At 61.4% G+C, this 24195-nt stretch carries 27 protein-coding genes and 2 tRNA genes; 15 read left to right on the top strand and 14 right to left on the bottom strand.

The features are described 5' to 3' along the window. Nucleotides 1-23 precede the first annotated feature (23 nt). Nucleotides 24-1193, top strand: a complete 1170-nt coding sequence (locus tag B3B04_RS08440; RefSeq protein ID WP_292041886.1) for a patatin-like phospholipase family protein — start codon at nt 24-26, stop codon at nt 1191-1193. A 4-nt stretch (nt 1194-1197) separates the two neighbouring features. Here the strand turns inward: B3B04_RS08440 and B3B04_RS08435 are convergent, their stop codons facing one another. Further along, nucleotides 1198-2004: an RNA methyltransferase gene (locus B3B04_RS08435; protein ID WP_292041884.1), complete on the bottom strand. Its 807-nt coding sequence runs from the start codon at nt 2002-2004 to the stop codon at nt 1198-1200. A 75-nt stretch (nt 2005-2079) separates the two neighbouring features. Then, entirely contained in the window at nt 2080-3111 is a 1032-nt protein-coding gene (locus B3B04_RS08430; RefSeq protein WP_292041883.1) for a S1/P1 Nuclease, read from the bottom strand. Nucleotides 3112-3540: 429 nt separating this feature from the next. Between B3B04_RS08430 and B3B04_RS08425 the strand changes: the two genes are divergently transcribed. Continuing rightward, nucleotides 3541-4098 carry a 3D domain-containing protein gene (locus B3B04_RS08425; protein WP_292041881.1) on the top strand — a complete coding sequence of 186 codons (558 nt, stop codon included), beginning with the start codon at nt 3541-3543 and terminating at the stop codon, nt 4096-4098. Between the two features lie 81 nt (nt 4099-4179). On the opposite strand, the gene mscL is transcribed toward B3B04_RS08425, so the two are convergent. The 5 genes from mscL to aroA form a co-directional block, all read right to left on the bottom strand. Beyond that, nucleotides 4180-4587 carry a large-conductance mechanosensitive channel protein MscL gene (gene mscL, locus B3B04_RS08420; protein ID WP_292041878.1) on the bottom strand — a complete coding sequence of 136 codons (408 nt, stop codon included), beginning with the start codon at nt 4585-4587 and terminating at the stop codon, nt 4180-4182. A 64-nt stretch (nt 4588-4651) separates the two neighbouring features. Beyond that, on the bottom strand, nt 4652-4942 hold the full coding sequence (locus tag B3B04_RS08415) for an integration host factor subunit beta (RefSeq protein WP_292041876.1): 291 nt from the start codon (nt 4940-4942) through the stop codon (nt 4652-4654). Nucleotides 4943-5256: 314 nt separating this feature from the next. After that, nucleotides 5257-6954 carry a 30S ribosomal protein S1 gene (rpsA, locus tag B3B04_RS08410; RefSeq protein ID WP_292041873.1) on the bottom strand — a complete coding sequence of 566 codons (1698 nt, stop codon included), beginning with the start codon at nt 6952-6954 and terminating at the stop codon, nt 5257-5259. Nucleotides 6955-7195: 241 nt separating this feature from the next. Continuing rightward, a complete protein-coding gene (gene cmk / locus B3B04_RS08405) occupies nt 7196-7840 on the bottom strand; it encodes a (d)CMP kinase (protein ID WP_292041870.1) in 645 nt (214 codons plus the stop codon). Continuing rightward, nucleotides 7837-9147, bottom strand: a complete 1311-nt coding sequence (gene aroA, locus B3B04_RS08400; RefSeq protein WP_292041984.1) for a 3-phosphoshikimate 1-carboxyvinyltransferase — start codon at nt 9145-9147, stop codon at nt 7837-7839. Before aroA ends, cmk begins: the two co-directional genes overlap by 4 nt. A 161-nt stretch (nt 9148-9308) precedes the next feature. Between aroA and B3B04_RS08395 the strand changes: the two genes are divergently transcribed. The 5 genes from B3B04_RS08395 to B3B04_RS08375 all read left to right on the top strand — a co-directional run bounded on the left by B3B04_RS08395 (nt 9309) and on the right by B3B04_RS08375 (nt 12036). Further along, on the top strand, nt 9309-9767 hold the full coding sequence (locus tag B3B04_RS08395; RefSeq protein WP_292041868.1) for a TIGR02300 family protein: 459 nt from the start codon (nt 9309-9311) through the stop codon (nt 9765-9767). Nucleotides 9768-9891: 124 nt separating this feature from the next. Beyond that, nucleotides 9892-9967, top strand: a tRNA-Ala gene (locus B3B04_RS08390). An 86-nt stretch (nt 9968-10053) separates the two neighbouring features. Beyond that, a tRNA-Ala gene (locus B3B04_RS08385) sits at nt 10054-10129 on the top strand. 104 nt (nt 10130-10233) lie between these two features. Beyond that, the gene (locus B3B04_RS08380) at nt 10234-10827 is read left to right on the top strand and encodes a thermonuclease family protein (protein WP_292041867.1); all 594 of its coding nucleotides are present in this window, start codon (nt 10234-10236) and stop codon (nt 10825-10827) included. 297 nt (nt 10828-11124) lie between these two features. Beyond that, the gene (locus B3B04_RS08375) at nt 11125-12036 is read left to right on the top strand and encodes an isopenicillin N synthase family dioxygenase (RefSeq protein WP_292041982.1); all 912 of its coding nucleotides are present in this window, start codon (nt 11125-11127) and stop codon (nt 12034-12036) included. 75 nt (nt 12037-12111) lie between these two features. Here B3B04_RS08375 and B3B04_RS08370 read toward each other — a convergent pair whose 3' ends face one another. The 3 genes from B3B04_RS08370 to B3B04_RS08360 all read right to left on the bottom strand — a co-directional run bounded on the left by B3B04_RS08370 (nt 12112) and on the right by B3B04_RS08360 (nt 15784). Beyond that, nucleotides 12112-13974, bottom strand: coding sequence for a TadE/TadG family type IV pilus assembly protein (locus B3B04_RS08370; RefSeq protein ID WP_292041865.1), 1863 nt, complete (start codon nt 13972-13974; stop codon nt 12112-12114). A gap of 124 nt (nt 13975-14098) precedes the next feature. Beyond that, a complete protein-coding gene (mtgA, locus tag B3B04_RS08365; RefSeq protein ID WP_292041864.1) occupies nt 14099-14806 on the bottom strand; it encodes a monofunctional biosynthetic peptidoglycan transglycosylase in 708 nt (235 codons plus the stop codon). A gap of 18 nt (nt 14807-14824) precedes the next feature. After that, the gene (locus B3B04_RS08360; protein ID WP_292041863.1) at nt 14825-15784 is read right to left on the bottom strand and encodes a WD40 repeat domain-containing protein; all 960 of its coding nucleotides are present in this window, start codon (nt 15782-15784) and stop codon (nt 14825-14827) included. Between the two features lie 91 nt (nt 15785-15875). On the opposite strand from B3B04_RS08360, the gene B3B04_RS08355 reads away from it, so the two are divergent. Next, nucleotides 15876-16562 carry an alpha/beta fold hydrolase gene (locus tag B3B04_RS08355; protein WP_292041860.1) on the top strand — a complete coding sequence of 229 codons (687 nt, stop codon included), beginning with the start codon at nt 15876-15878 and terminating at the stop codon, nt 16560-16562. A gap of 56 nt (nt 16563-16618) precedes the next feature. Here B3B04_RS08355 and B3B04_RS08350 read toward each other — a convergent pair whose 3' ends face one another. From B3B04_RS08350 to B3B04_RS08335, 4 genes are all read right to left on the bottom strand, one after another. Then, entirely contained in the window at nt 16619-16828 is a 210-nt protein-coding gene (locus B3B04_RS08350; protein WP_292041858.1) for a DUF2093 domain-containing protein, read from the bottom strand. After that, nucleotides 16825-17934: a CobW family GTP-binding protein gene (locus B3B04_RS08345; RefSeq protein ID WP_292041856.1), complete on the bottom strand. Its 1110-nt coding sequence runs from the start codon at nt 17932-17934 to the stop codon at nt 16825-16827. The genes B3B04_RS08350 and B3B04_RS08345 overlap by 4 nt, the downstream gene beginning before the upstream one ends. 51 nt (nt 17935-17985) lie before the next feature. After that, a complete protein-coding gene (locus tag B3B04_RS08340) occupies nt 17986-18984 on the bottom strand; it encodes a cation diffusion facilitator family transporter (protein ID WP_292041854.1) in 999 nt (332 codons plus the stop codon). Nucleotides 18985-19080: 96 nt separating this feature from the next. Further along, on the bottom strand, nt 19081-19737 hold the full coding sequence (locus B3B04_RS08335; protein WP_292041853.1) for a hypothetical protein: 657 nt from the start codon (nt 19735-19737) through the stop codon (nt 19081-19083). A gap of 279 nt (nt 19738-20016) precedes the next feature. Between B3B04_RS08335 and rplU the strand changes: the two genes are divergently transcribed. The 7 genes from rplU to B3B04_RS08300 all read left to right on the top strand — a co-directional run. Next, nucleotides 20017-20499, top strand: a complete 483-nt coding sequence (gene rplU, locus B3B04_RS08330) for a 50S ribosomal protein L21 (RefSeq protein ID WP_292041851.1) — start codon at nt 20017-20019, stop codon at nt 20497-20499. 137 nt (nt 20500-20636) lie between these two features. Beyond that, on the top strand, nt 20637-20921 hold the full coding sequence (gene rpmA / locus B3B04_RS08325; RefSeq protein ID WP_292041849.1) for a 50S ribosomal protein L27: 285 nt from the start codon (nt 20637-20639) through the stop codon (nt 20919-20921). A gap of 167 nt (nt 20922-21088) precedes the next feature. After that, nucleotides 21089-21622: a GNAT family N-acetyltransferase gene (locus B3B04_RS08320; RefSeq protein ID WP_292041847.1), complete on the top strand. Its 534-nt coding sequence runs from the start codon at nt 21089-21091 to the stop codon at nt 21620-21622. 332 nt (nt 21623-21954) lie between these two features. Further along, on the top strand, nt 21955-22569 hold the full coding sequence (locus tag B3B04_RS08315) for a ribonuclease D (RefSeq protein ID WP_292041845.1): 615 nt from the start codon (nt 21955-21957) through the stop codon (nt 22567-22569). A 31-nt stretch (nt 22570-22600) separates the two neighbouring features. Beyond that, entirely contained in the window at nt 22601-23275 is a 675-nt protein-coding gene (gene lptC, locus B3B04_RS08310; protein ID WP_292041843.1) for an LPS export ABC transporter periplasmic protein LptC, read from the top strand. A gap of 3 nt (nt 23276-23278) precedes the next feature. Further along, a complete protein-coding gene (locus tag B3B04_RS08305) occupies nt 23279-23752 on the top strand; it encodes an LptA/OstA family protein (RefSeq protein ID WP_292041840.1) in 474 nt (157 codons plus the stop codon). Between the two features lie 11 nt (nt 23753-23763). Continuing rightward, on the top strand, nt 23764-24195 hold a 432-nt coding region (locus B3B04_RS08300; RefSeq protein ID WP_414632070.1), incomplete at its 3' end, for an ATP-binding cassette domain-containing protein.

Below are 24195 nucleotides of genomic sequence, written 5' to 3'. Positions count from 1 at the left end.
GACGGCTGGGCAAGGCTGTGGCTATGACTGATCTGCCGTCTCCGGTTCCTGCTGCGCCCCGCCCCAAACGCGGGCGCCGTCTGCCGTGCGCCCCTGTGGCCCATGCGGAGGTGAAGGGGTTCAAGGACATTCGTCTGACCGTGTCGGCGGCAGAGACGTCGCTGGCGCTGGCGGCGGACCGGTTGTCCCTGCCCCGTTCGGGCTGGACGTCAGGACGGTTCGACATCCTCGCCCTGTCCGGCGGGGCTGCTGGCGGAGCCTATGGGGCGGGCGCGCTGACCGGCTGGACCGAGACCGGCACACGGCCAGAGTTTGCACTGGTAACGGGCGTCAGCACCGGTGCCCTGATCGCGCCCCTCGCCTTTCTGGGACCCAGCTTGGACGAAAAGCTGAAGGACGCCTATACCGGCGGCCATGCCAAACAGCTGCTCAGCCCGCGCCGCATGGCCATGTTCAGTGGCGGCCTGTTGAAGGCTGAGGCCCTGCACAGCCTGATCGAACCGTTTGTCGATGCAGAACTGATTACCGCCGTTGCTGCTCAACATGCGCGTGGCCGTCGCCTGTTGGTGGCCACCACTGATCTGGACCATCAGGCCTGCTGTATCTGGGACATGGGTGCCATCGCCAGCCACGGCGGCGAACAAGCCCTGAAACTGTTCCGCGAGGTGCTGGTCGCCTCGGCCAGCCTGCCGGGCATTTTCAGCCCACACCGCATCACCACCGAGTACGAAGGCTGCCTCTATGAGGAAATGCACGTGGATGGCGGCGTCTCGGCTCCGCTGTTCATCATGCCCGAAGGCCTGCTGCGCTGGAACAAGCTGGGCAAGCGGCTGAAGGGCGGGCGCGTGCATGTGATCGTCAACACCATGCTGGACCCGCAGCCAAGGGCCGTCGCGCCCAATCTGCCTGCCGTCATGATGCGCAGTTTCGAGGCCATGCTGCGTTTTTCGTATCGCCAGTCCTTGATTACGGCGACCACTCTGTGCGCCGCGCAGGGCATACCGCTGAAGACCGCCTCTATCCCCAATGAGGCGCAGACATCCAACATCCTGAACTTTGAGACCGCAGCGATGGAAGCCCTGTTCAACGAGGGCCGTCAGCGCGCCGTCTCTGGGCAGCTATGGTCGACCGAAGTGCCGACCACGGGGCTGGAGCGTTTGGCCGAGGCCCTGCACCTGCCCCATTTCCGCTAGGGGCCTAGTCTTCGGACTTGGCCTTGGCGTCGGCAGCTGCTTTGGCCGCCATCTTGGCCAGAACGCGGCCACGGCCTTGGGCCAGGGCGTGGATCACACCGCGGAAGGTGGCCACTTCCTGTTCGCTGAATTGAGCGCGGCCCAGCATCACGCGCAGGTTCTGGCTCATGGAACGCTTCTTCTCGGGCGGATGGAAGAAGCCGCCGTTCTCCAGCTCCGTTTCCAGATGCTCGTACATGCCGATCAGCAGGTCATTGGACGCGGGCGGATCGATCTCGCGGAAACGCGGCGGCGGAGCGTCGAGGATCAGGGTACGCCACTCATAGGCGTTGATAGCCACGGCCTGCGCCAGATTGAGCGAGTGGTGCTTGGGATCGATCGGAATGGTGGTGATGCCCGCGCACAGGGCGATATCGGTCGTTTCCAGACCGGCGCGCTCACCGCCAAACAGCAGACCGCACTTCAGCCCCGCCGAGGTCTCGTCGTACAGGATGCGGGCGCTCTCGCGCGGGGTGCGAACCGGCTGACGCGTCTCGCGCGGGCGCGCCGTGGTGGCGAAGACGATGTTCAGATCGTGGATGGCGTCAGCCACCGTGTCGAATACCTTGATCCCTTCCAGCACCCAGTCAGCACCCGAGGCCGTGGCCCAGGCACGCTCTTGCGGCCAGCCGTCGCGCGGATTGACCAAACGCAGTTCCGACAGGCCGAAATTGGCCATGACGCGCGCCACCGAGCCGATGTTGTCGGCCAGCTGCGAACGGTCAAGAATAACGACAGGCGGGGTTAGGTCGCGGGGTGCAGTATCGCTCATGGCGGCCTCTTTAAACGCGAAGGCCGCCCCTGCGAAGGCAGGAGCGGCCCAATCCGACCAATAGATTGAAAAAGATTAGTCGTCGCCGACCATTGCCGTCCACGGATCGGTGGTGCCCGCTTCGACTTCGGCCACCTTGACCGCCGGCCAACCGACAGACGACTGGGCCGAGACATTCCAGGCCGCAACCACATAGTCGCGCAGTTGCTCGGCACCGGCCGTCAGGCGCGTGTTCAAAAACTCTGCACCACGCGGGTCGACGTCGCGGAAGGCCCCCTCCTTTTCCAGACGGTAGAAGGGGATGACCGTGCCCAGCGTGGTGTTCAGATAGCTGGCGGTACGTGCTTTCACGTCGAAACCTTCGACATTCAACGGGGCCATCGAGGCGCGAACAATCACCGGATTCAGGTTGCGCGAGGCATATTCGCTCTCGAACGCACTATGGGTGCGGCGCGAGGTGGTGAAGCCTTCCGGATTGGTTTCACCGGCCCAGCCGTTGAAGTGGATGGTGGTGTGGTGGGGCTGGGAGGCGTCACCCAGATAGTGGCTCAGCACGCCGATGTCGCGCAGGATCAGTTGTTCACGGCGCAGGCGGTCCGCACGGTACCATTCACGCTTGGCCAGATCGGTTTCGCGCGTTTCAGCGGCATTCAGAACACGCCAATAGGCAAAGTCGCGTTCCAGATTCTGCCACGCATCCATGATGGCATAAGGCAGATAGCCGGCGGTATCGACATCCAGACCGGCGCGGGTCAGGGCGGCATCATATTCGGACTTCAGACGCGGCAGCTGGTCCATGGTCATGCCGCGATGGTCCATCACGCGGCCTTGGTCATCCATGTCGATAAAGTGCGCCGTATCACGCTCGCGGTCATGCGGCTGGCCCGCGCCTTTCCAGCGGTCAGGTTCACGCGAATATTCGCCCACGTCAGAGGCTGCCCCCGGCGTGCGCAGAAAGTCCGGCAAGGTTTCCGGCAGCGACTGCATGGCCACCACGCCGATCACGCGGTGCCCCGAAGACCCCCAGGCGCCAACCTGAGCGGCAGGGACGGCTACAAGCATCAAGGCGGCAGCAGAGATCATCAAACGCTTGGCGTTTCGCATCATGGCGCGGTTCCCGAAAAAGGTTCCCAGTGGATAGGGTCAAATCTTGTGCCGATTTATCCCATTGCCAGCGACACTGCCACCACATCCCGTCGACGCGAGGATAAATCATCGGTTTATGATGGGTTAAAGAAATCAGACAGCCAGCACACTTGGCTGAAACACGCCGAAATCTTCATAATATAGATTTCACAGACGCGTGAACGGTAATGATCGCAAGGCGTTCGCGCGCAAAAAGTTCAGATTATCCGTCAAATACTGTATTGTTTGAGTTTAAGTATACTAACCAATGGCGAAGAGATGCTGTCACATTTCCGCCTGCTGATCGCTTGGCAATTAGCCTAATCTCTATTGCCACTTTTATGCCGCAATTTATGAGCAAAAGCACTCTCGCCGGTGGGTGTTGGTGCCGGTGCCACTTTCGTTATCTTTATGCTGAATACGGTTGCCGCTCTGGCCGCCCTATGGGCTCTGTCGTTCTCGCCGACCGGAGGTCCGGTCCCTTACGAGACTGTACTGGCGCAGGAAACTGCTGCCGCCGAAGCCCAAGCCGCGCAGATCGCGCAACTGGCTGACGCGCTGGATATCAGCGAAGAACAGCAACAGCATCTTGAAGCTGATCCTGACTGGCGCGCTTCGGCCCGCCTCTATCACGCCGGTGGTGGCGGCGCGACGGGTAACGATTCGCTCGGTTGCCGTCCGATCCCCATGCGCACCGTCGCCACAGACCCCCGCGTCATTCCTCGCCGCACGCGCCTGTTCATTCGTGAAACCGTGGGTCTAGAACTGCCGGACGGCAAGAAACACGACGGCTATTGGTATGCGTCGGACACCGGCGGGGCCATTCGCGGGGCCAAGATCGATCTCTATACCGGCCACGGCCGCCAATCGATGCGCCCTGTCATGCCGCTGAATATGAAGACGCTAACTATTGTGGACGCGGGTGACTTCGACGGCTGCCCCCCGTCTTGGGAAACGGCCTCCAACTAAGCTTCAGGGGCGTCATACGCCGATAAAAAGGGCCACCGGACGATCCGGTGGCCCTTTTTGTATGTGCCGTGCGAAATGCGCTTACGGACGCTTTTTCAGCTCGTCGCGGATTTCTGCCAGCAAGGCCTCAGTCGGGGTCGGGGCTTCGGCTTCCGGCTCTGCGGCCTGCTCACGACGCAGACGGTTCACAGCCTTGACCATCAGGAAGATGACGAAGGCCACGATCAGGAACTGGATACAGGTATTGATAAAGGCCCCGTATTCGATCACCGCAGGCTCGCCGGTCGGGTTCGTCGGGCTGGTCGGCAAGGTGTAGCTCAGAGCGCTGAAATCGACGCCCCCGATCAACCAACCGATGGGCGGCATGACCACCTGATCCACCAGACTGGTGACAATCTTGCCGAAGGCCCCGCCGATGATCACACCGACGGCCAAATCGACCACGTTACCGCGGGCGATGAACTCCTTGAACTCGCTGCCAAGGCTCATGATTCTGCTCCTATGGACGGCGCCATAGCGCCAGAAACTAACCCGGCATTCCTAAAGGAAGAGATCAGGCGTCGCCAGAAGCGTTCAAACGCTGACGCAGTTCCTTACCGGACTTGAAGAAAGGTACGGCTTTGGCCGGCACCTCCACAGTTTCGCCGGTGCGCGGGTTGCGCCCCGAACGTGCCGGACGGCTGCGGACCGAAAAGGCCCCGAAGCCTCTCAGCTCTACGCGACCACCGTCAGACAGGGCGTCCGTCATACGCCCAAGGATAACATTCACGACTCGCTCGACCTCTGCATGGGTCAGATGCAGATTTTCGGCCGCCAGCTTTTCGATCAGTTCGGACTTGATCATTCAAGGCCCCCGCCCGTGCTGTTTCCGACGTTATTCGTCATCACCGGGATGACACCTAAACACCTGATGCCGTTGGAAGAAAGGGGAAAAGCGCATCTGGGATAACGATTTTCTGCGACATAAACGCAAATTTTCGTTTCCGCAGCTTCGCACCGAAGGGGCCAAGGACACGGGCCAGCGGCACCATTCCCCTAACGCGGGAATATCAGATAGCGCCCCTGCAACGACAGGCGCGAGGTCCAAAGAAAAAGGCGGCCGGTAAATACCGACCGCCTCTTCTTTTTGGATCAGGCCCGAAGGCACTGGATCAAGGATTATTCCTTGCCAGCGTTCTTCAGAGCGGCACCCAGGATGTCGCCCAGCGAGGCGCCCGAGTCCGACGAACCGAACTGCTCGATGGCTTCTTGTTCGTCCTTCATTTCCAGAGCCTTGATCGAGACCGACACGCGGCGGGTAGCCTTGTCGACGGCGGTGATCATGGCGTCGAGGCGATCGCCGACCGAGAAGCGTTCCGGACGCTGCTCGTTGCGGTCGCGCGACAGGTCCGACTTGCGGATGAAGGCGGTGACCGGAGCGTCTTCTTCACCGAACTTGACTTCGATGCCGCCGGTTTCAATGGCGGTGACGGTGACGGTGATTTGCTGGCCACGCTTGTAGACGTCGCCTTCCATCGGGTCAGCGCCCAGTTGCTTGACGCCCAGCGAGACGCGTTCCTTCTCGATGTCGACGTCCAGAACCTTGGCCTTGATGACCTCGCCCTTACGGTAGCGCTGGATGGCTTCTTCGCCCGACACGTTCCAGTCCAGGTCCGACAGGTGGACCATGCCGTCGATGTCGTTGTCCAGGCCGATGAACAGGCCGAACTCGGTGGCGTTCTTGACTTCGCCTTCGACGGTCGAACCGACCGGGTGAGCTTCCACGAAGGCTTCCCACGGGTTGGCTTGAGCTTGCTTCAGGCCCAGCGAGATACGACGCTTGGCGCTGTCGACGTCCAGAACGATGACGTCCACTTCTTGCGAGGTGGAGACGATCTTGCCCGGGTGGACGTTCTTCTTCGTCCAGGACATTTCCGAAACGTGGACCAGACCTTCAACGCCGGCTTCCAGCTCAACGAAGGCGCCGTAGTCGGTGATGTTGGTGATACGACCGGTGTACTTGGCACCGACCGGATACTTGGCTTCAACACCATCCCACGGATCCGACTGCAGCTGCTTCATGCCGAGGCTGATGCGCTGGGTGTCCGGGTTGATCTTGACGATCTGGACCTTGACGGTGTCGCCAACGGCCAGAACTTGCGACGGGTGCGACACGCGCTTCCACGACATGTCGGTGACGTGCAGCAGGCCGTCGATGCCGCCCAGGTCAACGAACGCACCGTAGTCGGTGATGTTCTTGACGACGCCTTCACGGACTTCACCTTCGGCCAGTTGGCCGACCAGCTCGGTGCGTTGTTCAGCGCGGGCTTCTTCCAGGATCGCACGACGCGAGACAACGATGTTGCCGCGCGGACGGTCCATCTTCAGGATGGCGAACGGTTGTTCCTTGCCCATCAGCGGGGTGACGTCGCGAACCGGACGGATGTCCACTTGCGAACCCGGCAGGAAGGCCGAAGCACCGCCCAGATCGACGGTGAAACCACCCTTGACGCGGCCGACGATAGCACCGTTGACCGGCTGACCTTCGGCGAAGACAGCTTCCAGACGGGTCCAGGCTTCTTCGCGGCGAGCCTTGTCGCGGCTGATGACGGCTTCACCCATCGCGTTCTCGACGCGCTCCAGGTAAACTTCGACGTTGTCGCCGACCTTCGGCAGGACAGCGCCTTCGCCTTGGCCGAATTCGCGCATGGCGATACGGCCTTCGGTCTTCAGGCCGACGTCGATGATGACGATGTCTTTTTCGATGCCGACAACGCGGCCGTGGACGACTTGGCCTTCGCCAAGATCGCGGCCTTGCAGTTGTTCGTCGAGCAGAGCGGCGAAATCATCGCGGGTGGGGTTAAAGGTTTCGGTCATATGACTCTTGGGGTTGATGAAAGGGTCTTTGCCCAGAACAGACCGGCCAAAACGGCCAATACGCCCTGCGCGAAGGGGGGGAACTCGATTTTCAGAAGATATGGACGATACGGGGCGCGCGCCGAGGCGGCTTGAACTCAAACCCGTAGCGCCCACGGCTGCCGAGGTTCAACGCGTTGAAATTACAAAGGATAGCCGTTCCGATCGGGCGGGAATGTCCTGGACATCCGGGCCGGAGTGATCAGAGACCGTGCTTTGCGCGCGCTGTCTCGACAATGCGGCGGGCCGCATCGAAGGCCGCTTCTATACCCATATCGCTCGTATCCAGCAAGATAGCGTCGTCAGCTTGTACCATCGGGGCGGAATCCCGACCGGCGTCGCGCGCGTCGCGTTTGCGGATGTCGGCCAGCATCTCTTCGAAGGAAATTTCGATGCCGCGCGCATTCAGCTGCTTCCAGCGGCGCTCGGCACGCACTTCGGCGCTGGCGGTCACGAACAGCTTTGCCATCGCTTCAGGCGCGATGACGGTGCCGATGTCGCGGCCGTCCAGAACCGCACCACCCGCTTGGGCCGCAAAGTCGCGCTGAAGTTTCAGCAGGGCCGTGCGCACTGCCGGATAGGCGGCCACGCGGCTGGCGGCCTCGCCGGCCTCGCCGGTCGTCAGGCTGGCATCATCGGACAGGCCGTCGGGCGACAGGGTCTGGGCGGCCTCAGCGGCGGCAGCTTCGTCAGACAGGTCCTTGCCCGATTGGAGCACACGCATGCCAACGGCACGATAAAGCAGGCCGGTATCCAGATAGGGCAGGCCATAATGGTCGGCCAGACGTGAAGCGATAGTGCCCTTGCCCGAGGCAGCAGGACCATCAACGGCGATAATCAAACTCATGCCGCCTTCCCTGCCGCGACGGAGCCGCCAAGTCCATTCATCAATTGGACGAAGCCGGGGAAGGAGGTGGCGATCATCTCGGGATCCAGCACCGATACCGGCTGTTCGGCGGCCAGCCCCAGCACCAGATGGCTCATGGCAATGCGGTGATCATGGGCGGTTTCGACGACAGCGCCGCCCCGAACCGAGTCAGCACCGGTAACGATAAAGCCTTCGGTTTCTTCCTCGACCTCGACACCACAGGCGCGCAGACCCGCGACCATCAACGCAATACGGTCACTTTCCTTCACGCGCATCTCGCCTATACGGCGCATGACGGTCTGCCCCTCGGCAAAGGCCGCGGTCGCCGCGAGGATCGGATACTCATCGATCATGGCGGCAGCCCGCATTTCGGGAACCACAATACCCTTCAGCTGCGAATAGCGGGCGGTGATGTCGCCCACTTCCTCGCCACCCGACATGCGGCGGTTCGAAATGGTCAGGTCCGCGCCCATGTCGATCCAGGTGTCGAACAGGCCGGTGCGCAGCGGGTTCAGCATGACGTTTTCGACGGTCACTTCCGAGCCCGGCACAATAAGGGCGGCCGCCAGCGGGAAGGCTGCCGACGAGGGATCACCCGGCACCGACACCGACGTACCGGTCAGCGACTGACCGCCCTCTAGCGATATGATCCAACCTTCGCCCATGTCCTGCACATCGACATTGGCCCCGAAGGCAGTCAGCATGCGCTCGGTATGGTCGCGGCTCTTTTCCGGCTCGGTGATGCGAGTGGTGCCAATAGCATTCAGACCTGCGAGCAGAATGGCCGACTTCACCTGCGCCGAGGCCACGCTCTGGGTGTAGTCGATCGCCGACAGATTGCCGCCCTTGACGGTCAGCGGCAGCCGATCTTCCTGGTCCTTCCAGATGAAGGTCGCGCCCATGTCCGCCAGCGGACCGGTGACACGCTTCATCGGACGCTTGCGCAGCGAGGCATCGCCCGTGAAGTCCGCGGTCAGCGGAAAACCGGCTGCGGCCCCCATCAGCAGGCGAACGCCGGTGCCGGCGTTGCCGCAGTCGATAATGTCGATAGGGCTTTGCAGGCGACCGCTCCCCGTCACCTTCCATCGACCTTCGCCTAATTTTTCCACGCGCGCGCCCATGGCCGAGATGGCGCGGGCGGTTGCCAGAATATCATCGCCTTCCAGCAACCCCTCGATCTGGGTCACTCCCTGCGCCAGCCCCCCGAAAATCAGGCTTCTGTGGGAAATAGACTTGTCACCGGGGGCTTTGACAGTGCCCGCCAGTTTCGAGGATTTGGACGCAATAAAGGTGCTGGAATCGGTCAACCGACTACTCGGCTCCGTTTTTTGACTGGAAAATGCTGCAAAGGCGCGCAACACAAGCTTTTGACAGTGGGCTCATCGGGTGGCAAGGGAGCCGCCCGATTTCCCCAGTATCCACTCCACTCACGCCGAAGGTTAATCCCGTGGCCAATCCTGAACTGGGCCAAAAGCAGATCTGCCCGAACTGCCAGGCCAAATTCTACGACCTGAACCGTCGCCCGGCACGCTGCCCGAAGTGCGAAAACGAATTCGACCCGATGGAAGAGGCCCTGCGCGGCCGTCGTACCCGTCGCGGTGCCGGTTACGCTGCCGACGAAGACGAAAATGAAGATCAAGTCGCCGACAAGTCGGTCGACGGCGATGAAGAAGAGGACGACGTGGAAGCCACGCCGGAAATCGATCAGGAAGGCCATGAGCCGATCCTGACGCCGGACGATGACGACGACGCCGATCCGGTTGCCGACGATACAGGTCTGGGCACCACCGACGGTGACGACGACGACGTTCTGGACGATGACGACGATTCCGTTCCCTTCATCGAGGACGAAGACGACGACGGTCTGGACGACGAACTGACCAAGCCGTCGCTCGACGACGAGTAAAACCAAGGTTCTGAAAACAATGCGGAAAAAAGTTTTCAGGACCGCTTGACCTTCCGGTCGGAACTCCCTAGTTTCCGCCACCTCGACGGGGCCACAAACCTCGTCGAGGCCGACCGAAAGGTTCGGGGCTATAGCTCAGTTGGTAGAGCGCTTGAATGGCATTCAAGAGGTCAGCGGTTCGACTCCGCTTAGCTCCACCATAAACCCCTCGCTGGACCACAGCGGGGGGTTTTCCATTTTTTGAAAGCACTTTTTTGCCGGTGCAATCATCCAGACCAAACGGTCCGGGGCTATAGCTCAGTTGGTAGAGCGCTTGAATGGCATTCAAGAGGTCAGCGGTTCGACTCCGCTTAGCTCCACCATCAAAGGCCTCGCGGACACCCGCGGGGCCTTTGTCCTATCTGGCTCTCGCCACCCTCACAGCCTGTTCAAGTCTTGCTGACGATTTGCCTCTAGAAGTCGGGTCATGAGCTCTCGCCGTTACCGCCGTCGTCGCCCTGCGCCCAAACCCTCCTCAGGCAATCTGATCGGCTCGGCGCTGCTGACCTTTGCGGCGGTGTTTCTGGTCGTAGTGATGTGGGGCGACCGCCTGCCCCTGCCGGAAAAGGTGACCGACGGGGCACGGCAAGCCGCCACATCGGTGGCACCAGAGGTGTTCCCGCCCACCCTCCAGCAGGCCGCATCGGAAGCCGATTTCCGCTGCAAGGTCCAGCGCGTGAACGATGGAGACACCCTGCGCTGTCAGGATGGCACCCGCGTGCGTCTGCATGCGCTAGCCGCGCGCGAGGCCGACAACAGCTGCTCGCCGGGCCATCCCTGCTCGACCACATCGTCGGCCGAGGCGACACGCGCCCTGAGACAGCTTGTGGACCGCAAGACGCTGGATTGTATGACCACCGGCCAGAGCTATGACCGCGTCACCGCCATCTGCTGGACACCGGAACAGATAGAAGTGAACTGCTACATGGTCGAAAACAACAAGGCCGAGCTGTGGGAGCGCTTTGATCGCGAGGTACGCATCTGCCGTCACAAGCGCCGCCTGGGCTCCGCCCTGCGCTGACACCGAAATCGGCAGTCAGAAACCCTCCCTATGCGTCCTATAAAAGGAAGCTGCCCCCTCGCAGGTAAATCCTGCCCTTAATCGGGCGGGCGAGTGTTATGCGCGGGACACAGGATTGCCGATTGCTGACAGGTCAGCCTCGGCTTATCGACTTTTGGGGCGCATCCCTGCCATTTTTTGCCGATACGCGGTACAAAGCATTCAAGAACCACCACTTTGAGGCAAAGTTCAGTGAGCTCCACCATTACCGCCGTCGCCGCCGAAGGTGAGAAGAAGAAGGCGATCGTGCCGGTGTCGATGACCCGCTATGATCAGGACTTCCAGGCTTTTTCGGACGAACTGGGCGCGTCGTTCGCGCGATACGGCTTTGCCGTTGTGGCCGACCACGGTCTTGACCAAGCCGTCATTGATGCCGCTATCGCCGACGCCAAAGCCTTCTTTGCTCTAGATGAAGAGACCAAGCGCCAATACCACGTGCCGGGCACCGGCGGCGCCCGTGGCCTGACCCCGTTCGGCGTGGAAACCGCCAAGGGTGCCAAGGCCCACGATCTGAAAGAGTTCTGGCACACCGGCCGCGAGCTGCCGGAAGGTCACGCCTATAAGCAGTATATGCGCGACAATCTGTGGCCCACCGAGATCCCGACCTTCAAGGACAATGTCTATGGCATGTTCACGGCTCTGGATGAGCTGGGTCGCCGTATTCTGAAGGCTATCGCCCGCTATCTGAAGCTGGACGACGACTATTTCGAAGACAAGGTTCAGCTCGGCAACTCCATCCTGCGCCTGCTGCACTATCCGCCGGTTCCGGCCGATGCCCCGGGCGTGCGCGCCGGTGCCCACGAAGACATCAACGTCATCACCCTGCTGCTCGGCGCTGAGGAAGCCGGCCTGCAGCTGAAGGATGCTGACGGTGAGTGGCTGGACATCGCACCGCCTCCGGGCGCGCTGGTCATCAACATCGGTGACATGCTGCAGCGTCTGGTCAACCACGTGCTGCCGTCGACCACCCACCGCGTGGTCAATCCGGCACCGGAACGTCGCGGTTTTGCCCGCTACTCGACCCCGTTCTTCCTGCACTTCAATCCGGATTTCCCGATCGAGACCCTGCCGTCGACGATCACTCCGGACAATCCGGACCGCTATGCCGGAAAGACCATTCTGGCCGAGGACTTCCTCACCGAGCGCCTGCGCGAGATCAAGCTGATCTAAGCGCAGCGTCAGCCAGCCAAAACGAAGGGCCGGACGAGTGATCGTCCGGCCCTTTTTTGTCGTCCCGCACTGCGATTAGCGGGCGATGCGCAGTCGGGTGATATCGCGACCGATGGCCTTGAAGGCTTCCTTCAGATCGGTACCGTCAGCGGCGGGGAAGAAGTGCTCCGAACTCGAGGCGCAGTGCTCCATAACCTCATAGGCGGTGTCGATGCCGAAACCGCCCTTCCCTGTCCCCAGATTAAAGCCCACCGTATAGATGACGATGTTCTGGCTCTTCATCGCATTGCACAGGGCTACAGACTGTGCAAAGCCGTTACCATTGGTGGCGTTGCAGTCGATCTTGGCCCAATCATTGCCGGATCCTGTGCCCGAGTTCCGGGCGATCACCCCCTGACAGAAGGGCGTGTTGAACTCGCCATCGGTCATCAGAACAACAGCCTTTACCGTGGCCGACGGATCGATCGGGTTTGGCCGGTTGGCCAGCGGCAGCCCCGCTCCGAACGTCGGTGACACGGCATACCAGGCCATTTCGATACCGACCTGACCGGCTGTGGACCCTCCGGCCTTGTAAGCGCCGATGGACGACTTCAGGCTGTCTGCCGCACTGCTCAGCGGTTGGTACACGGCGGCAGGGCACGGGTTCGTAGACTCGAAATAGGCACGACCCAGATAGTTCGAACTGCTTGGAGCCGCATCACTCGGCGCGCTGTTTCCTCGCGGGCGCTCCGATATGCAGGTGCTGCTTTCCAAGCTGCTGACACGGCCCGCCTTGCTGTAGAAAGCGCGTCGCTGGCAGCCATCACTGCCGCAGTATGACCGCCCGGCCGTACCGCTGTAAGCGTTAGCTGTCAGCGAGGGCACCAGAGGCACCATAAAGTTGTTGGCATCCACGCGGGTGATCGCGGCTGCACCTTCCATGGACGATACATTGCCCATGCTTTCCAGAACGACATAGTCGCCGGTCACGAGACCATGTCCGTTCGACGTGATCTTGCTCTCGCATTGGGCGTATTTGCACTTTCGAACACGACGGGTCTGGTTGTTGGCGGCCGACTTGTTGCCACTCACCCCCTCGAGTTTGAAAGTCCCCGTGCCAGCGTCCGACACCTTGTAAGCGCTCGAGTTCAAGTCCGAGTCCGAAAAGCCGGACAGGCGAACCCAATCACCCTTTTTAAGGCCGTGCGAGTTTGACGAAAACGACCCGTTACTGACGGAGCTAACGGTCCTGGTCGCAGCATCCCAAACATCCACGGCCGATATGCTGGTCGGGCCTCTGAGGGTGCCTCGAAAGCTGTTGGCCAGCGATCCCACATTGACCCCGCCGGCATAGGGCACCAACGCGACGCGGGATGTGTAAACCGTCTGGTCGTCCTGAACGACGATGTCCACGAGCTGCGAAGCCGCCGAAATCAGGTCCGGCATGAAATTCTTGGGCGAACTCATGGAGCCGGTGATGTCCAGGGCCATGGCCACTTCGACATTGCGCGAGGCGCGTAAGACTTCCGAGCTGGCGCTCATCGGCATGTAGTCGTCAAAGAGCTTGCCGTAGGGGGGCAAGAAGATATTGGCCACAATGGTTTTGACTTGAACCGTCGCGGTCGCGGTAACCTTGTCTTTGCCCGTGATGATGAAAGTGCCGACGTCGCCGGGATTGCCCGAAAAATAGCCGGGCATGTTGGCGCGCAGGGCGTCCATGCCGACCCGCTGAATCTCGGTTTGCTTAGCGTAGGGGGAGCGTGCAGCAGCCAGAGATGCGGCGTCCAGCGCATCCTGGAGCTCGCTTTTCACGCGCGCCATATTGTGAAGGTCGATCGCCCCTGCCGAGACCATCAGCAGGATCGGCAAGGCCACACCCGTCATCATGGCCACATTGCCCCGCTGCGAGCGGCCAAAGGCTGAGAATAGCTTTTTGATCGTATGTCCGACGCGGATCATACCAGTCTCCACCCCTCAACGGACGCAGTGCGCCCACAGGGTCATAGTCACAACTAATGGTAATTTTTTCGGCACAGATCAGAGTTAACTGCCACCGAAAGTGCCGTTTTCAATCAGCGTGGCTTTATGCGCCGATCACGCATTGGTTCAAGCCCTGTGCGCGGACCTGTGCGGCATTGGCCTGAATTCGCGCGGTGCGACGGCGCACATAGGGGCCGGGCGAAGCGGCATTATAGCGGCGCGGACTGGGCAGAACCGCAATCAAGCGCGCGGCCTCTGCACGGCTGAGGCTTTCGGCGCTTTTGCCGAACCAGTGTCGCGCGCCAGCCTCTGCCCCATAAACGCCCGGCGCGAATTCGGCGACGTTCAGGTACATTTCCATGATGCGGCGCTTGCCCCAGCCATATTCGATCAGCACCGAATATCCTGCTTCCAAGCCCTTGCGGACATAGGAGCGGTGCGGCCACAGGAAGACATTCTTGGCCGTCTGCTGGGTGATGGTCGATCCGCCACGCACCTTGGATGATCCGCTCGCCTCGGCCCGTTCATTGGCTTCCATGGCCTTTTGAATGGCCTCGAAGTCAAAGCCTTTGTGCTGACAGAAACGGGCGTCCTCGGCGGCGATGGCTGCTGTCACCAGATAGGGCGACAGACGCTCCAGACTGCGCCAGCGATAGTCCAGACCGTTTCCCTTCACGGCCTGCTCGATCATCAGGATGGTCGGCGGGGCGGGCACGAACCGCAGCACCGCCACCTGAAGAAACGGGAAGGCCAGAATAAACAGGAACAGCGCCAGCAACGGCCGACGCTTGCGTGGTTTGTTCTTGGCCATGCCCCCGCCTCTCGATCTTTAGAACGAATGGACGCCCGCGTTACCGTCTTCATCGGCCCAGGCCATGCGGGCCGCACCCTTGCTGACAGCCAGCGCCGTGATGGCCGCACCCTTGTCCTTCTTGATGAAGTCAAGGCCGCGACCTGCCGGATCGGCCCACCAGATACGGCCATCCTCGAGGCCTGCGACCAGACGGCCCTGATCCGGCGTCGAGGCCACCAACGCCACTAGTGTGGATTCATCATAGCCGATTTCGGTGGCCTCGCGCCCCATCGGCCCATTCGATCCGATAAAGGGCCACAGCACCACACCTTGCGCCCCCGAGGTCGCCAGCAGCTGGCCCTTGGACAGGAAGGAGAAGGATTTGATCTTCGCCGGATAGCCGCCCATGCGCATGTTGCGCTGGTCCTTTAGACGCCAGCCGTGCAGCTGGTTGTCCTGCATGGAGGTAACGACAAAGGCCCCGTCAGGCGAGAAGCCGACCGACAGGTGCGAGCCCGCCCACGGCATCTTGACCGGCTGCTGCTGCTCGATGCGGGCATACCACAGCCATGCGCCGCCATAGGTCGAGGTCGCAACGCGGCGGCCCTTGGGATCAAACGCCACGCCCGAGACAGTGCGCTCGTGCTGGAAGTCGCGTCGGAAGCCCACGTCCTTGGTGTCGATTACGGACAGGGTGCGGCCCGACGAAAAAGCGATCAGGCCCGACTCGGCGCTGGCAGCGATACTGTCGATCCACCCCTTGCCCTCGGCCAGAACCACCGCCTCGGACGGACGGCTCCACACCACCCGGCCGTCATCACCACCGGTGACGATGCCCTCGCCCGACGGGTGAACGCACGCGCACAGCACGGCCCCGTCATGGACCTCATTGCGCGAGCCGTCCTCGAACCGGACCGAGCCGTCGCCGAGCGCGAACACAGCCTGCGTCTTGTCAAACAGGGCGGCGGTGATCTGGGCGTCGAAGGTAAAGTTCATCGGGGTCTCTGCAGTCGGAAATACTCTTAACCCTGCTCATAGCCGTGGCGGGCCAGCGCTTCTATAGGGAAAGGCATAACAGGAGTGCAGCATGGCCGTTGTTCTGATCTCGGGCTTCATGGCCGACGAGACCTTGTGGGACGAAGTGACACCGGAACTGGACGGTTTCGCGCCGGTGATTCCCCTGGCCCTGCGGGAAGGCGAGACCATCGAGGCGATGGCCATGGCGCTGCTGCCGGCCCTGCCCGACCACTTTCATCTGGTGGGCTTTTCCATGGGCGGCTATGTCGCCCGCGAGATCGTGCGAATGGCGGGCGATCGGGTGGAAAGTCTGGTGCTGGTCGCTACCTCGGCGCGCGGCGACACCGAAGAAATGATCCGCCAGCGCCGTAGCGCGCTTCGTTCACCGCCCGAACGTTTCAAAGGCCTCAGTCGCCCCGCGGTCCAGTCATCACTGCACCCTAATCTGCGCGACGATGCCGACATGCTGGCCCGCGTGCGTGACATGGGTGTGCGGTTAGGCGGCCATGTGTTTCACCGACAATCTTTTATCGCGCGCGAGGGCGATCTGGATCGGCTGGACGGCATCACCGTCCCCACTCTGATCATCAGCGCCGATCACGACGCCCTGCGATCCGACATTGAACAACGGGAACTGGTGAACGGCATCGCAGGGGCGGAACACACCACCATCACCGACACCGGTCATATGATCCCGTTGGAACAGCCCAAGGCCTTGGCGGCAGCGCTGAGCGCATGGCTGAGCCAACAGACATAAGAAAGCGGCCCCCGTCACGACGAGAGCCGCTAATCACAAAACGCTAAGAGATGCGGTCAGAGGCGCTTCAGCTCTCGCAAGCGGGCGATCATATCGTCCGGCGTGGCATAGGCCTCTTGCAGCTCGGCGCTCCAATAGTTGAGCTTATCCAGCGACACAGGCTGGCCGGTGACGGCACAGCGCACATGGTCGCCGGGTTTGACGACCTGATAGTCCCCGCTCTCATAGACCAGCTGCGCCTCGACGCGGTTGCGGGCCTCGGTCATGCGGCGCAGGCCTCGAAGCCCGCCTTCAGCTCGGCTTCATTCAGGTCGCGGCCGATGAAGACGGCGCGGCTCCAGCGGCGCTCGTTTTCGCCCCACGGCTCTTGCAGGTCGCCCTCGAGGATCATGTGCACGGCCTGGAAGACCAGACGACGGTCTTCACCGGCCACATCGATGATGCCCTTGGCGCGCAGGATGTTCTGGCCCTGCTCGCCCAGTAGGCGATCCAGCCATGCCGTGAACTTACCGCCGTTGATCGGACGATCCAGCGTCAGGGAAATGCCCTTGATGTCGTCATTGTGGTTATGACCGCGCGCGCCGTGATCGTGATGATCGTGGTCGCAATGATCGCCATGGCCGCAGCTTTCGTCATGCACATGATCATGATGGTGGTGGTCATGGTCGTGATGGCCGCAATGCTCGTCGTGGACGTGGCCCTCCTGACCGTGCGGCGGGTTGGCGAAGCTGGGATTGGCTTCCAGAATACGGTTCAGGTCAAAGGCGTTCAGGCCCAGCACCTTGTCCAGCGGCACGTTCGAGCGCTCGGCGCGGATGATCGGTGCCAGCGGGTTCAGGCCACGCAGGCGCTTTTCAACCGCGACCAGTTCCTCTTCAGACACCAGATCCACCTTGTTCAGGATGATGCGGTCGGCAAAGGCCACCTGTTCGCGGGCCTCTTTGGAGTCATCCAGACGCAGCATGACGTGTTTGGCGTCGACCAGTGCGGTCACGCTGTCCAGCTGGGTCTTGGCCTTGACCTCGTCATCGACGAAGAAGGTCTGGGCCACCGGGCCGGGGTCGGCCAGGCCGGTCGTCTCCACGATGATGGCGTCAAATGCCGGTTTGCCCGGACGCTGGCGCTTCATCAGGCCATTGACCACGCGGATCAGGTCACCGCGCACGGTGCAGCAGACGCAGCCGTTGTTCATTTCGAACACGTCTTCATCGGCCCCGACCACCAGATCGTTGTCGATGCCGATCTCGCCAAACTCGTTGACGATGACGGCGTAGCGCTTGCCATGATCCTCGGTGAGGATGCGGTTCAGCAGGGTGGTTTTACCGGCACCGAGGTAGCCGGTCAGGACGGTGACTGGGGTCTTCTGGCTCATAGCCGCTAGATGGCGCTTTGCAGTGCCGTTGGAAAGACCCCTTTCGACCTTTTAGCAGTGGTTGCAGTCGTCCAGCGGCGTGCGTTCCAGCTGGAGCGTCGTGTGACTGATGCCAAAGCGGCTCTTGGCCAGCTTTTGCGCCTCGACCAAAAGGCTGTCGGCATCCTCCCGCTCATGCACAATATGGGCGGTCAGGGCCGCATCTGTCGTCGACAGGCCCCAGACGTGCAAATCGTGAATGGCGTTCACGCCATTCAAAGCGGTCAGCTGCTGGCGGATCTCTTCGGGATCGAGATGGGCCGGTGCCGCATCCAGCGCCAGATTGACCGAATCCTTCAGCAGGCCCCACGTCGAGAGCATGATCATGACCACGATCAACAGGCTGACGATGGCATCCACGATCGACCAGCCGGTGAACAGGATCACAATACCCGCCACCACCACGCCCAGAGACACAGCGGCGTCGGCCATCATGTGCAGATAGGCCCCTTTGACGTTCAGGTCCTTGTGCTGGTCCTTCAGGAACAGCAGCGCGGTGCCCAGATTAATAAAGAAGCCGATGGCGGCGACGGTAATGATCACCCCGCTCTGCACCGGCGCGGGCTCGGTAAAGCGGTGGATGGCCTCGACCGTAATTACACCGCAGGCAAAGATCAGCAGCAGGGCATTGCCCAGCGCTGCCAGCACCGTCGCCTTGCCATATCCATAGGTGCGGCGCGGACCGGCATTGCGGCGCGCCAGCCATGCAGCCCCGCCCGCCATAGCCAGACCCAGCACGTCAGAGAGGTTATGCCCGGCATCGGCCATCAGCGCCGATGAACCCGCCCACCAGCCTGCGCCAAACTCGGCCACCACGAACAGCAGATTGACAACAAGGCCTACCGCATAGCGCCAGTCGCCCGTGTCAGTCGGACCGTGATGGTGGTGATGGCCCCCTATGCCGTGGCTGTGGCCATGGTGTCCGTGTCCATGTCCATGATGACCATGATCATGCGAATGGTCATGAGAGTGCGCGGAGGACCCGTCGGCGTGATGATGATCGTGAGCCATGACCGGTTCCTTTATACCTCAGCCGTAGGAGGTCAAGCATTCAGAGAACATAAGTCTTTGAATGTAAATGTATAACCTATCAGAAGGCCGCTGACCCTAGGTGACGTGGAACGCCATCAAGAAGCCCAGCAGGATCAGCGAGACGCCCAGCACAATACCTTCATAGCGTGCCCACCGCTCCAACCTGAGCACGGAATACCCCGCCATGGCCAAAAGCGTGAAAGCCAGCATGCCTACGATCGTGCCCAACCAGAAGCCTCCGGTCAGCACCGCAAACACGCCCCAGCCTTGGGTAGAAGCCGAAAGATAGATGGGCAGCAACACCTCGCCCGGTGAGGCCGCCAATAGCGCCACCAGCCCCAGGATGGCCGCACGGTCGGACACGCGCGGATCATCCTGCTCGCACCCTTTACAGTCCGGCACAGTGGTGCGGTGCCAGTAGCGCGCCAGATAAAAGGCCCCGAACAGGAACAGCACCGCCGCCGACAAATGCGGCAGCACCCCGTGCACCCAGCGATCCAGCGCCAGACCGGCCACCATGACCAGAGCGCCAATCGTCGCCGTTGTGATCACATGGGCTGTCGCCGCCAGCAACAGCACACTGGCCACCTTGCGCACGCCCCATTCCTGCGCGCGCCCCACCAGCACGAAGGGCAGCCAGTGCGTCGGCAGGGCGGCGTGAAGAGCGGCAGCGGCAAACCCGCCCCCCAGAAGGGACAATAGAACAGGGTGGGCGAGGTCGGTCGATGTCATAGCTCGCCTCTTATAGTGTTATGTTGTAACAGTCGAGCAGGTCCGCGCGCTTTTCTACTTTTGGATGAGACCAAATCGCCGGCGGGGCCGTTCAGAGCCTTGCCCACGAGATGCAATCAGGCCACATCTGCATTTAGCGACGGCATTAGACGCGTTTAACGGCGTTTGCCGCCCGATATACGTTGACTCTTTCGCTACCTTCCGTATATGTCGCCGCTCTTCGCCCGCGGGTTTGCCCGGCGGGCGCATTCATTTTTGCGTTCACGCTGAGGCTTCATAATGTACGCGGTGATCAAGACCGGCGGAAAGCAGTACCGGGTCCAACCGGGCGATGTGGTTGTTGTCGAAAAGCTCGACGGCGATGCAGGTGCTGACGTTTCCTTCAACGAAGTCCTCATGCTGGGCGGCGACAAGGGCGTCACTATCGGCGCTCCTGTTGTCGAAGGCGCCAAGGTGGCTGCGACCCTGATCGAAACCCGCAAGGGCGAGAAGATCAAGATCTTCAAGAAGATCCGTCGCCAAGGCTACCGTCGCACCAACGGCCATCGTCAGATGGAATCCGTGCTGCGTATCACCGGCATCGAAGGTGCTGGCGAGACCGCTAAGTGGGACGGCAAAGTCGAGCTGATCACCAAGGCCGAAATCAATGCTCGCGCTCGTGGCCTGGCCCCGCGCGTCGAAGCTGAAGCTGCCCCGGCTGAGGAAGCTCCTAAGGCTAAGAAGGCTCCGGCCAAGAAAAAAGCCCAGGCTGAAGAAGCCTAAGAGTTTCGCAGGGCTCTCTTGCTAGAGCCCATTCAGGATAAGCGACCGCCGGCGATTGCTGGAATGGCCGCCAGTAATGACAGACAGGCTCCATATGGTTTTCGAACCGGAGCCCGTCTCAATAGAGGAGCAGCAAGATGGCTCACAAAAAATCCGGCGGTTCGTCGCGTAACGGCCGCGACTCAGAGTCGAAACGCCTTGGCGTGAAGAAGTTCGGCGGCGAAAACGTCCTCGCCGGCAACATCATCGTGCGTCAGCGCGGCACCAAATTCCACCCGGGCACCAATGTTGGCCTGGGCCGCGACCACACCCTGTTCGCTACCGTGAACGGCGCTGTGCAGTTCACCACCAAACGCGGTGGCCGTACTTACGTATCCATCGTGGCTGCTAACGACGCAGCCGAGGCGATGGCCGCCGAGTAACGCGATCTGCACTTTGTTTGGATCGCGTTGCTCACCAGCAGCCGATCCGGACCAAGGGAAAATATTCCGCGGGGAGTCTGGATCAACAGGCTCCCCGTTTGCGTTTCCCCGCCTCGAAGACCGTCCGAGCCCTCCAAGGAGACGGTGCCAAGAAACGAGGCAGTACTATGTGCGTGATTGAAACATCACCCGTCATCGAGACGCGGCGCCTCATGCTGCGCGCCCCTCGCCCTCAAGACGTCTCACGCATCGCCCGTATGGCGAACGATATCGACATCGCCCGCATGACCAAGCGCATGCCCCACCCCTTCACCACCGGCCACGCCGAGGATTTCGTGTTGGCTGTGGCGAGTCAGGACCCGTCGCGCGCCAATACCTTTGTCATCGAACACGAAGACCATGGCCCCGTCGGCGTGCTCGGCATGTTTGAAGATGCCGACCCGGTGCCCGAAGCCGGCTATTGGATCGGCCGTGACTATTGGGGCCGCGGCTATGCCACCGAGGCGCTGCAAGGCGCTCTGGTGTGGGCCTCGCGCAACTGGAAGCGCCGTGCCCTGCTGGCCGGACACTTTGCAGACAACCCCGCCTCGGGCCGCGTTTTGGAGAAGGCTGGCTTTCTGTACACGGGCGAAACACGCAAGGCTTACAGCCAGGCACGTCGTGACGTAACCGACACGCGGATGATGGTCTGGATGGCCTGATAGATCGCTGAAAATGCGATACTTTCAGCGATCGTCGTGTTTTTTCACGAAACTGCAAAAAGCCTGTTGACCCCCACCAAGGTCCCCCTTAATAAGCCTCACATCGGCGGGGCGGAAACGCTCCCACCGGCCCAGGTGGCGGAATTGGTAGNNTCGAGTCCTCTCCTGGGCACCATTTCTCAAATGGCGCTGCATCAATCGATGCGGCGCCATTTGTCTATGGACCCCACGCTTTCTTCATTCGACGGCCTAGCGGTCGGGCGTGGTTCGTCTATGTTTAGGACCGCACAGTGCCGTGCCGACGCGCACGGCCTAAATACGAGTTTCGCTCCATGACCGTTTATCTGCACGAAGGCGACCTGCCCGACGATCTCGACCTCGGCCCCGTGGTGGCGGTCGATTCGGAGACCATGGGGCTGCGCTTTCGTCGCGATGAGCTGTGCGTGGTTCAGCTGTCGTCGGGTGACGGCAATGCCCACGTCGTGCGCATGCACCGTCCGGCCTATGACTGCCCCAATCTGAAGCGTGTCCTGTCCGACCCGAAGGTGCTGAAGATTTTCCACTTCGGCCGCTTCGACATCGGGATGTTCGAACTGCATCTCGGGGTCGAGACCCGTCCGGTCTATTGCACCAAGATCGCCTCGAAACTGGCCCGCACCTATACGGACCGCCATGGACTGAAGGACGTGGTACGCGAACTGGCCGGCGTGGACCTGTCCAAGGCTCAACAGTCTTCGGACTGGGGCGCCGCCACCCTGACGCAGGCCCAACTGGATTACGCCGCCTCGGATGTGCTGCACCTGCATGTCGTGATGAAGCGCCTGAATGAAATGTTGGAGCGCGAAGGCCGAACCGAACTGGCCCAGGCGTGTTTCGATTTCCTGCCCATCCGTTCGCGCCTCGATCTTGCCGGTTGGGACGAGATCGACATCTTCGCCCACGCCTGAGTTTTTCACCGTCTGACCTTTAAGGATTTCGATGAGCGGACCGGACGCCGATAAAGAGCGTCAGCAGACGATGATCAGCGCCGACGAGGTGCGGGTCGCGCAAGCTGGTGAGCGCTATCGCGCCCGCTCGCGTCGCATCCAGCGGCTGCGTCGTATCCTGCCCATCATTATTCTGGTGATCGCGGGCAGTATCCTGACCTGGGTGGTGTTCCGCACGGTCATGTCGGGTGTCGAGCGCCGCGCCAATGAAAGCCGCGAACTGCGTCTGGATAATCCGCAGTTTCACGGTCAGGACGAACAGGGCCGCAGCTTCCTGATCGGGGCCAAAGGGGCCATCCGCAATCCTGATACCGGCCAATATGTGCTGGTCGGTCCGGTCCTGCGTCTCAACCTTGGTGGCAAGAAGGTTACCGAGCTCACGGCAGACGGCGGTACCTATGATGAAGAGCGTCGCAGCATCATCATTGGCCCCAATGTCCGCATTATTGACGGCGAATCGGGCTTCACCCTCAATACGCCACAAGCCGTGATCGACACCCGCACAGGGATCGTGACGGGCGATAAGGGCGTTGAAGGCACCAGCCCTCTTGGAACCATCAAGGCTTCGGCCTATGCCATTCATGACCAAGGCAAGCGTGTAGAGTTCCTGGGTCAGGGCGAACAGAAAATCAGCGGGACGATCAATCCCGCAGAATCCGGCAGGTAGAAGATGTCGAAGTCAAAAACCTTTGTGGCCATCGCCGCAGTTCTCGGCGCCTCCCTGCTGCCCGTCACTTCGGGCGCGCAATCGGCGCGCGACAATACCACTGCGCCGGTCCAGTACGGTGCCGATGCGGGTGAATATACGCCAAACGGTTTTGCCCTGCGCGGCCGTGCCGAGGTCACCCAAGGCACCAACCGTATTCGCGCCGACGCCATTCAAGGCTTCACCACAGGCAGCAACCTGACCCGCGTGGAAGCCAGCGGCAATGTCTACTTCGTCACGCCCGACCAGAGCATGCGCGGCGATCGCGCCGTCTATAATCTAAACGAAGGTACTGTCGTGGTGACCGGCGACGTTATCCTGACCCAAGGCCAGAACGTTCTGACCGGTGGCCGTCTGGTCTATAATGTACGTACCGAAACCGCCCGCATCGAAAGCGCCGGTGCGCGCGTGCGCGGTGTCTTCTATCCGTCCAACTAAGGCCCTCCCCCTTGGCCCGCAAAGAACTCTCGGCACTCAACATCCAGCCTGATCCTGCCCCCGACGCCAATACCCCTGTGGTGGCGGTCGAGGAAAAGCGCGGCCTGCGGGTCGAGAACATCGCCCGCCGTTTTGGTCAGCGTCAGGTGGTGCGTGATGTGTCGCTGACCGTTCAGCGCGGCGAGGTCTGCGGCCTGCTGGGCCCGAACGGCGCGGGCAAGACCACTTGCTTCTATATGATCACCGGCCTGATCCCTGCCGACAGCGGTAGAATCTGGCTGGACGCCGAAGACATCACCCAACAGCCGATGTACCAGCGCGCGCGCATGGGTCTGGGCTATCTGGCGCAGGAAGCCTCGATCTTTCGCGGCATGACGGTGGAGCAGAATGTCCGCTCGGTCGTCGAGCTGCGCTACAGCAGCGAAAGCGCTGTGCGCGAGGAA

The sequence above is a fragment of the Brevundimonas sp. UBA5713 genome (assembly GCF_002419815.1).
Taxonomy (GTDB): Bacteria; Pseudomonadota; Alphaproteobacteria; order Caulobacterales; family Caulobacteraceae; genus Brevundimonas.
Note: the sequence above shows the minus strand (reverse complement) of the source record. Positions and strands in the feature narration are given on the sequence as shown.

Bases quoted from the DNA above. Each gene is read 5' to 3' on its own strand.
- B3B04_RS08360 (WP_292041863.1), bottom strand. From the start codon at position 15,784: ATGAACTTTACCTTCGACGCCCAGATCACCGCCGCCCTGTTTGACAAG.
- B3B04_RS08375 (WP_292041982.1), top strand. From the start codon at position 11,125: ATGACCCGCTATGATCAGGACTTCCAGGCTTTTTCGGACGAACTGGGC.
- B3B04_RS08370 (WP_292041865.1), bottom strand. From the start codon at position 13,974: ATGATCCGCGTCGGACATACGATCAAAAAGCTATTCTCAGCCTTTGGC.
- cmk (WP_292041870.1), bottom strand. From the start codon at position 7,840: ATGAGTTTGATTATCGCCGTTGATGGTCCTGCTGCCTCGGGCAAGGGC.
- B3B04_RS08340 (WP_292041854.1), bottom strand. From the start codon at position 18,984: ATGGCTCACGATCATCATCACGCCGACGGGTCCTCCGCGCACTCTCAT.
- B3B04_RS08415 (WP_292041876.1), bottom strand. From the start codon at position 4,942: ATGATCAAGTCCGAACTGATCGAAAAGCTGGCGGCCGAAAATCTGCAT.
- mtgA (WP_292041864.1), bottom strand. From the start codon at position 14,806: ATGGCCAAGAACAAACCACGCAAGCGTCGGCCGTTGCTGGCGCTGTTC.
- B3B04_RS08380 (WP_292041867.1), top strand. From the start codon at position 10,234: ATGAGCTCTCGCCGTTACCGCCGTCGTCGCCCTGCGCCCAAACCCTCC.
- mscL (WP_292041878.1), bottom strand. From the start codon at position 4,587: ATGAGCCTTGGCAGCGAGTTCAAGGAGTTCATCGCCCGCGGTAACGTG.
- B3B04_RS08425 (WP_292041881.1), top strand. From the start codon at position 3,541: ATGCTGAATACGGTTGCCGCTCTGGCCGCCCTATGGGCTCTGTCGTTC.
- B3B04_RS08440 (WP_292041886.1), top strand. From the start codon at position 24: ATGACTGATCTGCCGTCTCCGGTTCCTGCTGCGCCCCGCCCCAAACGC.
- lptC (WP_292041843.1), top strand. From the start codon at position 22,601: ATGAGCGGACCGGACGCCGATAAAGAGCGTCAGCAGACGATGATCAGC.
- B3B04_RS08350 (WP_292041858.1), bottom strand. From the start codon at position 16,828: ATGACCGAGGCCCGCAACCGCGTCGAGGCGCAGCTGGTCTATGAGAGC.
- B3B04_RS08335 (WP_292041853.1), bottom strand. From the start codon at position 19,737: ATGACATCGACCGACCTCGCCCACCCTGTTCTATTGTCCCTTCTGGGG.
- B3B04_RS08435 (WP_292041884.1), bottom strand. From the start codon at position 2,004: ATGAGCGATACTGCACCCCGCGACCTAACCCCGCCTGTCGTTATTCTT.
- B3B04_RS08345 (WP_292041856.1), bottom strand. From the start codon at position 17,934: ATGAGCCAGAAGACCCCAGTCACCGTCCTGACCGGCTACCTCGGTGCC.
- rpmA (WP_292041849.1), top strand. From the start codon at position 20,637: ATGGCTCACAAAAAATCCGGCGGTTCGTCGCGTAACGGCCGCGACTCA.
- B3B04_RS08355 (WP_292041860.1), top strand. From the start codon at position 15,876: ATGGCCGTTGTTCTGATCTCGGGCTTCATGGCCGACGAGACCTTGTGG.
- B3B04_RS08320 (WP_292041847.1), top strand. From the start codon at position 21,089: ATGTGCGTGATTGAAACATCACCCGTCATCGAGACGCGGCGCCTCATG.
- B3B04_RS08315 (WP_292041845.1), top strand. From the start codon at position 21,955: ATGACCGTTTATCTGCACGAAGGCGACCTGCCCGACGATCTCGACCTC.
- B3B04_RS08305 (WP_292041840.1), top strand. From the start codon at position 23,279: ATGTCGAAGTCAAAAACCTTTGTGGCCATCGCCGCAGTTCTCGGCGCC.
- rplU (WP_292041851.1), top strand. From the start codon at position 20,017: ATGTACGCGGTGATCAAGACCGGCGGAAAGCAGTACCGGGTCCAACCG.
- B3B04_RS08430 (WP_292041883.1), bottom strand. From the start codon at position 3,111: ATGATGCGAAACGCCAAGCGTTTGATGATCTCTGCTGCCGCCTTGATG.
- rpsA (WP_292041873.1), bottom strand. From the start codon at position 6,954: ATGACCGAAACCTTTAACCCCACCCGCGATGATTTCGCCGCTCTGCTC.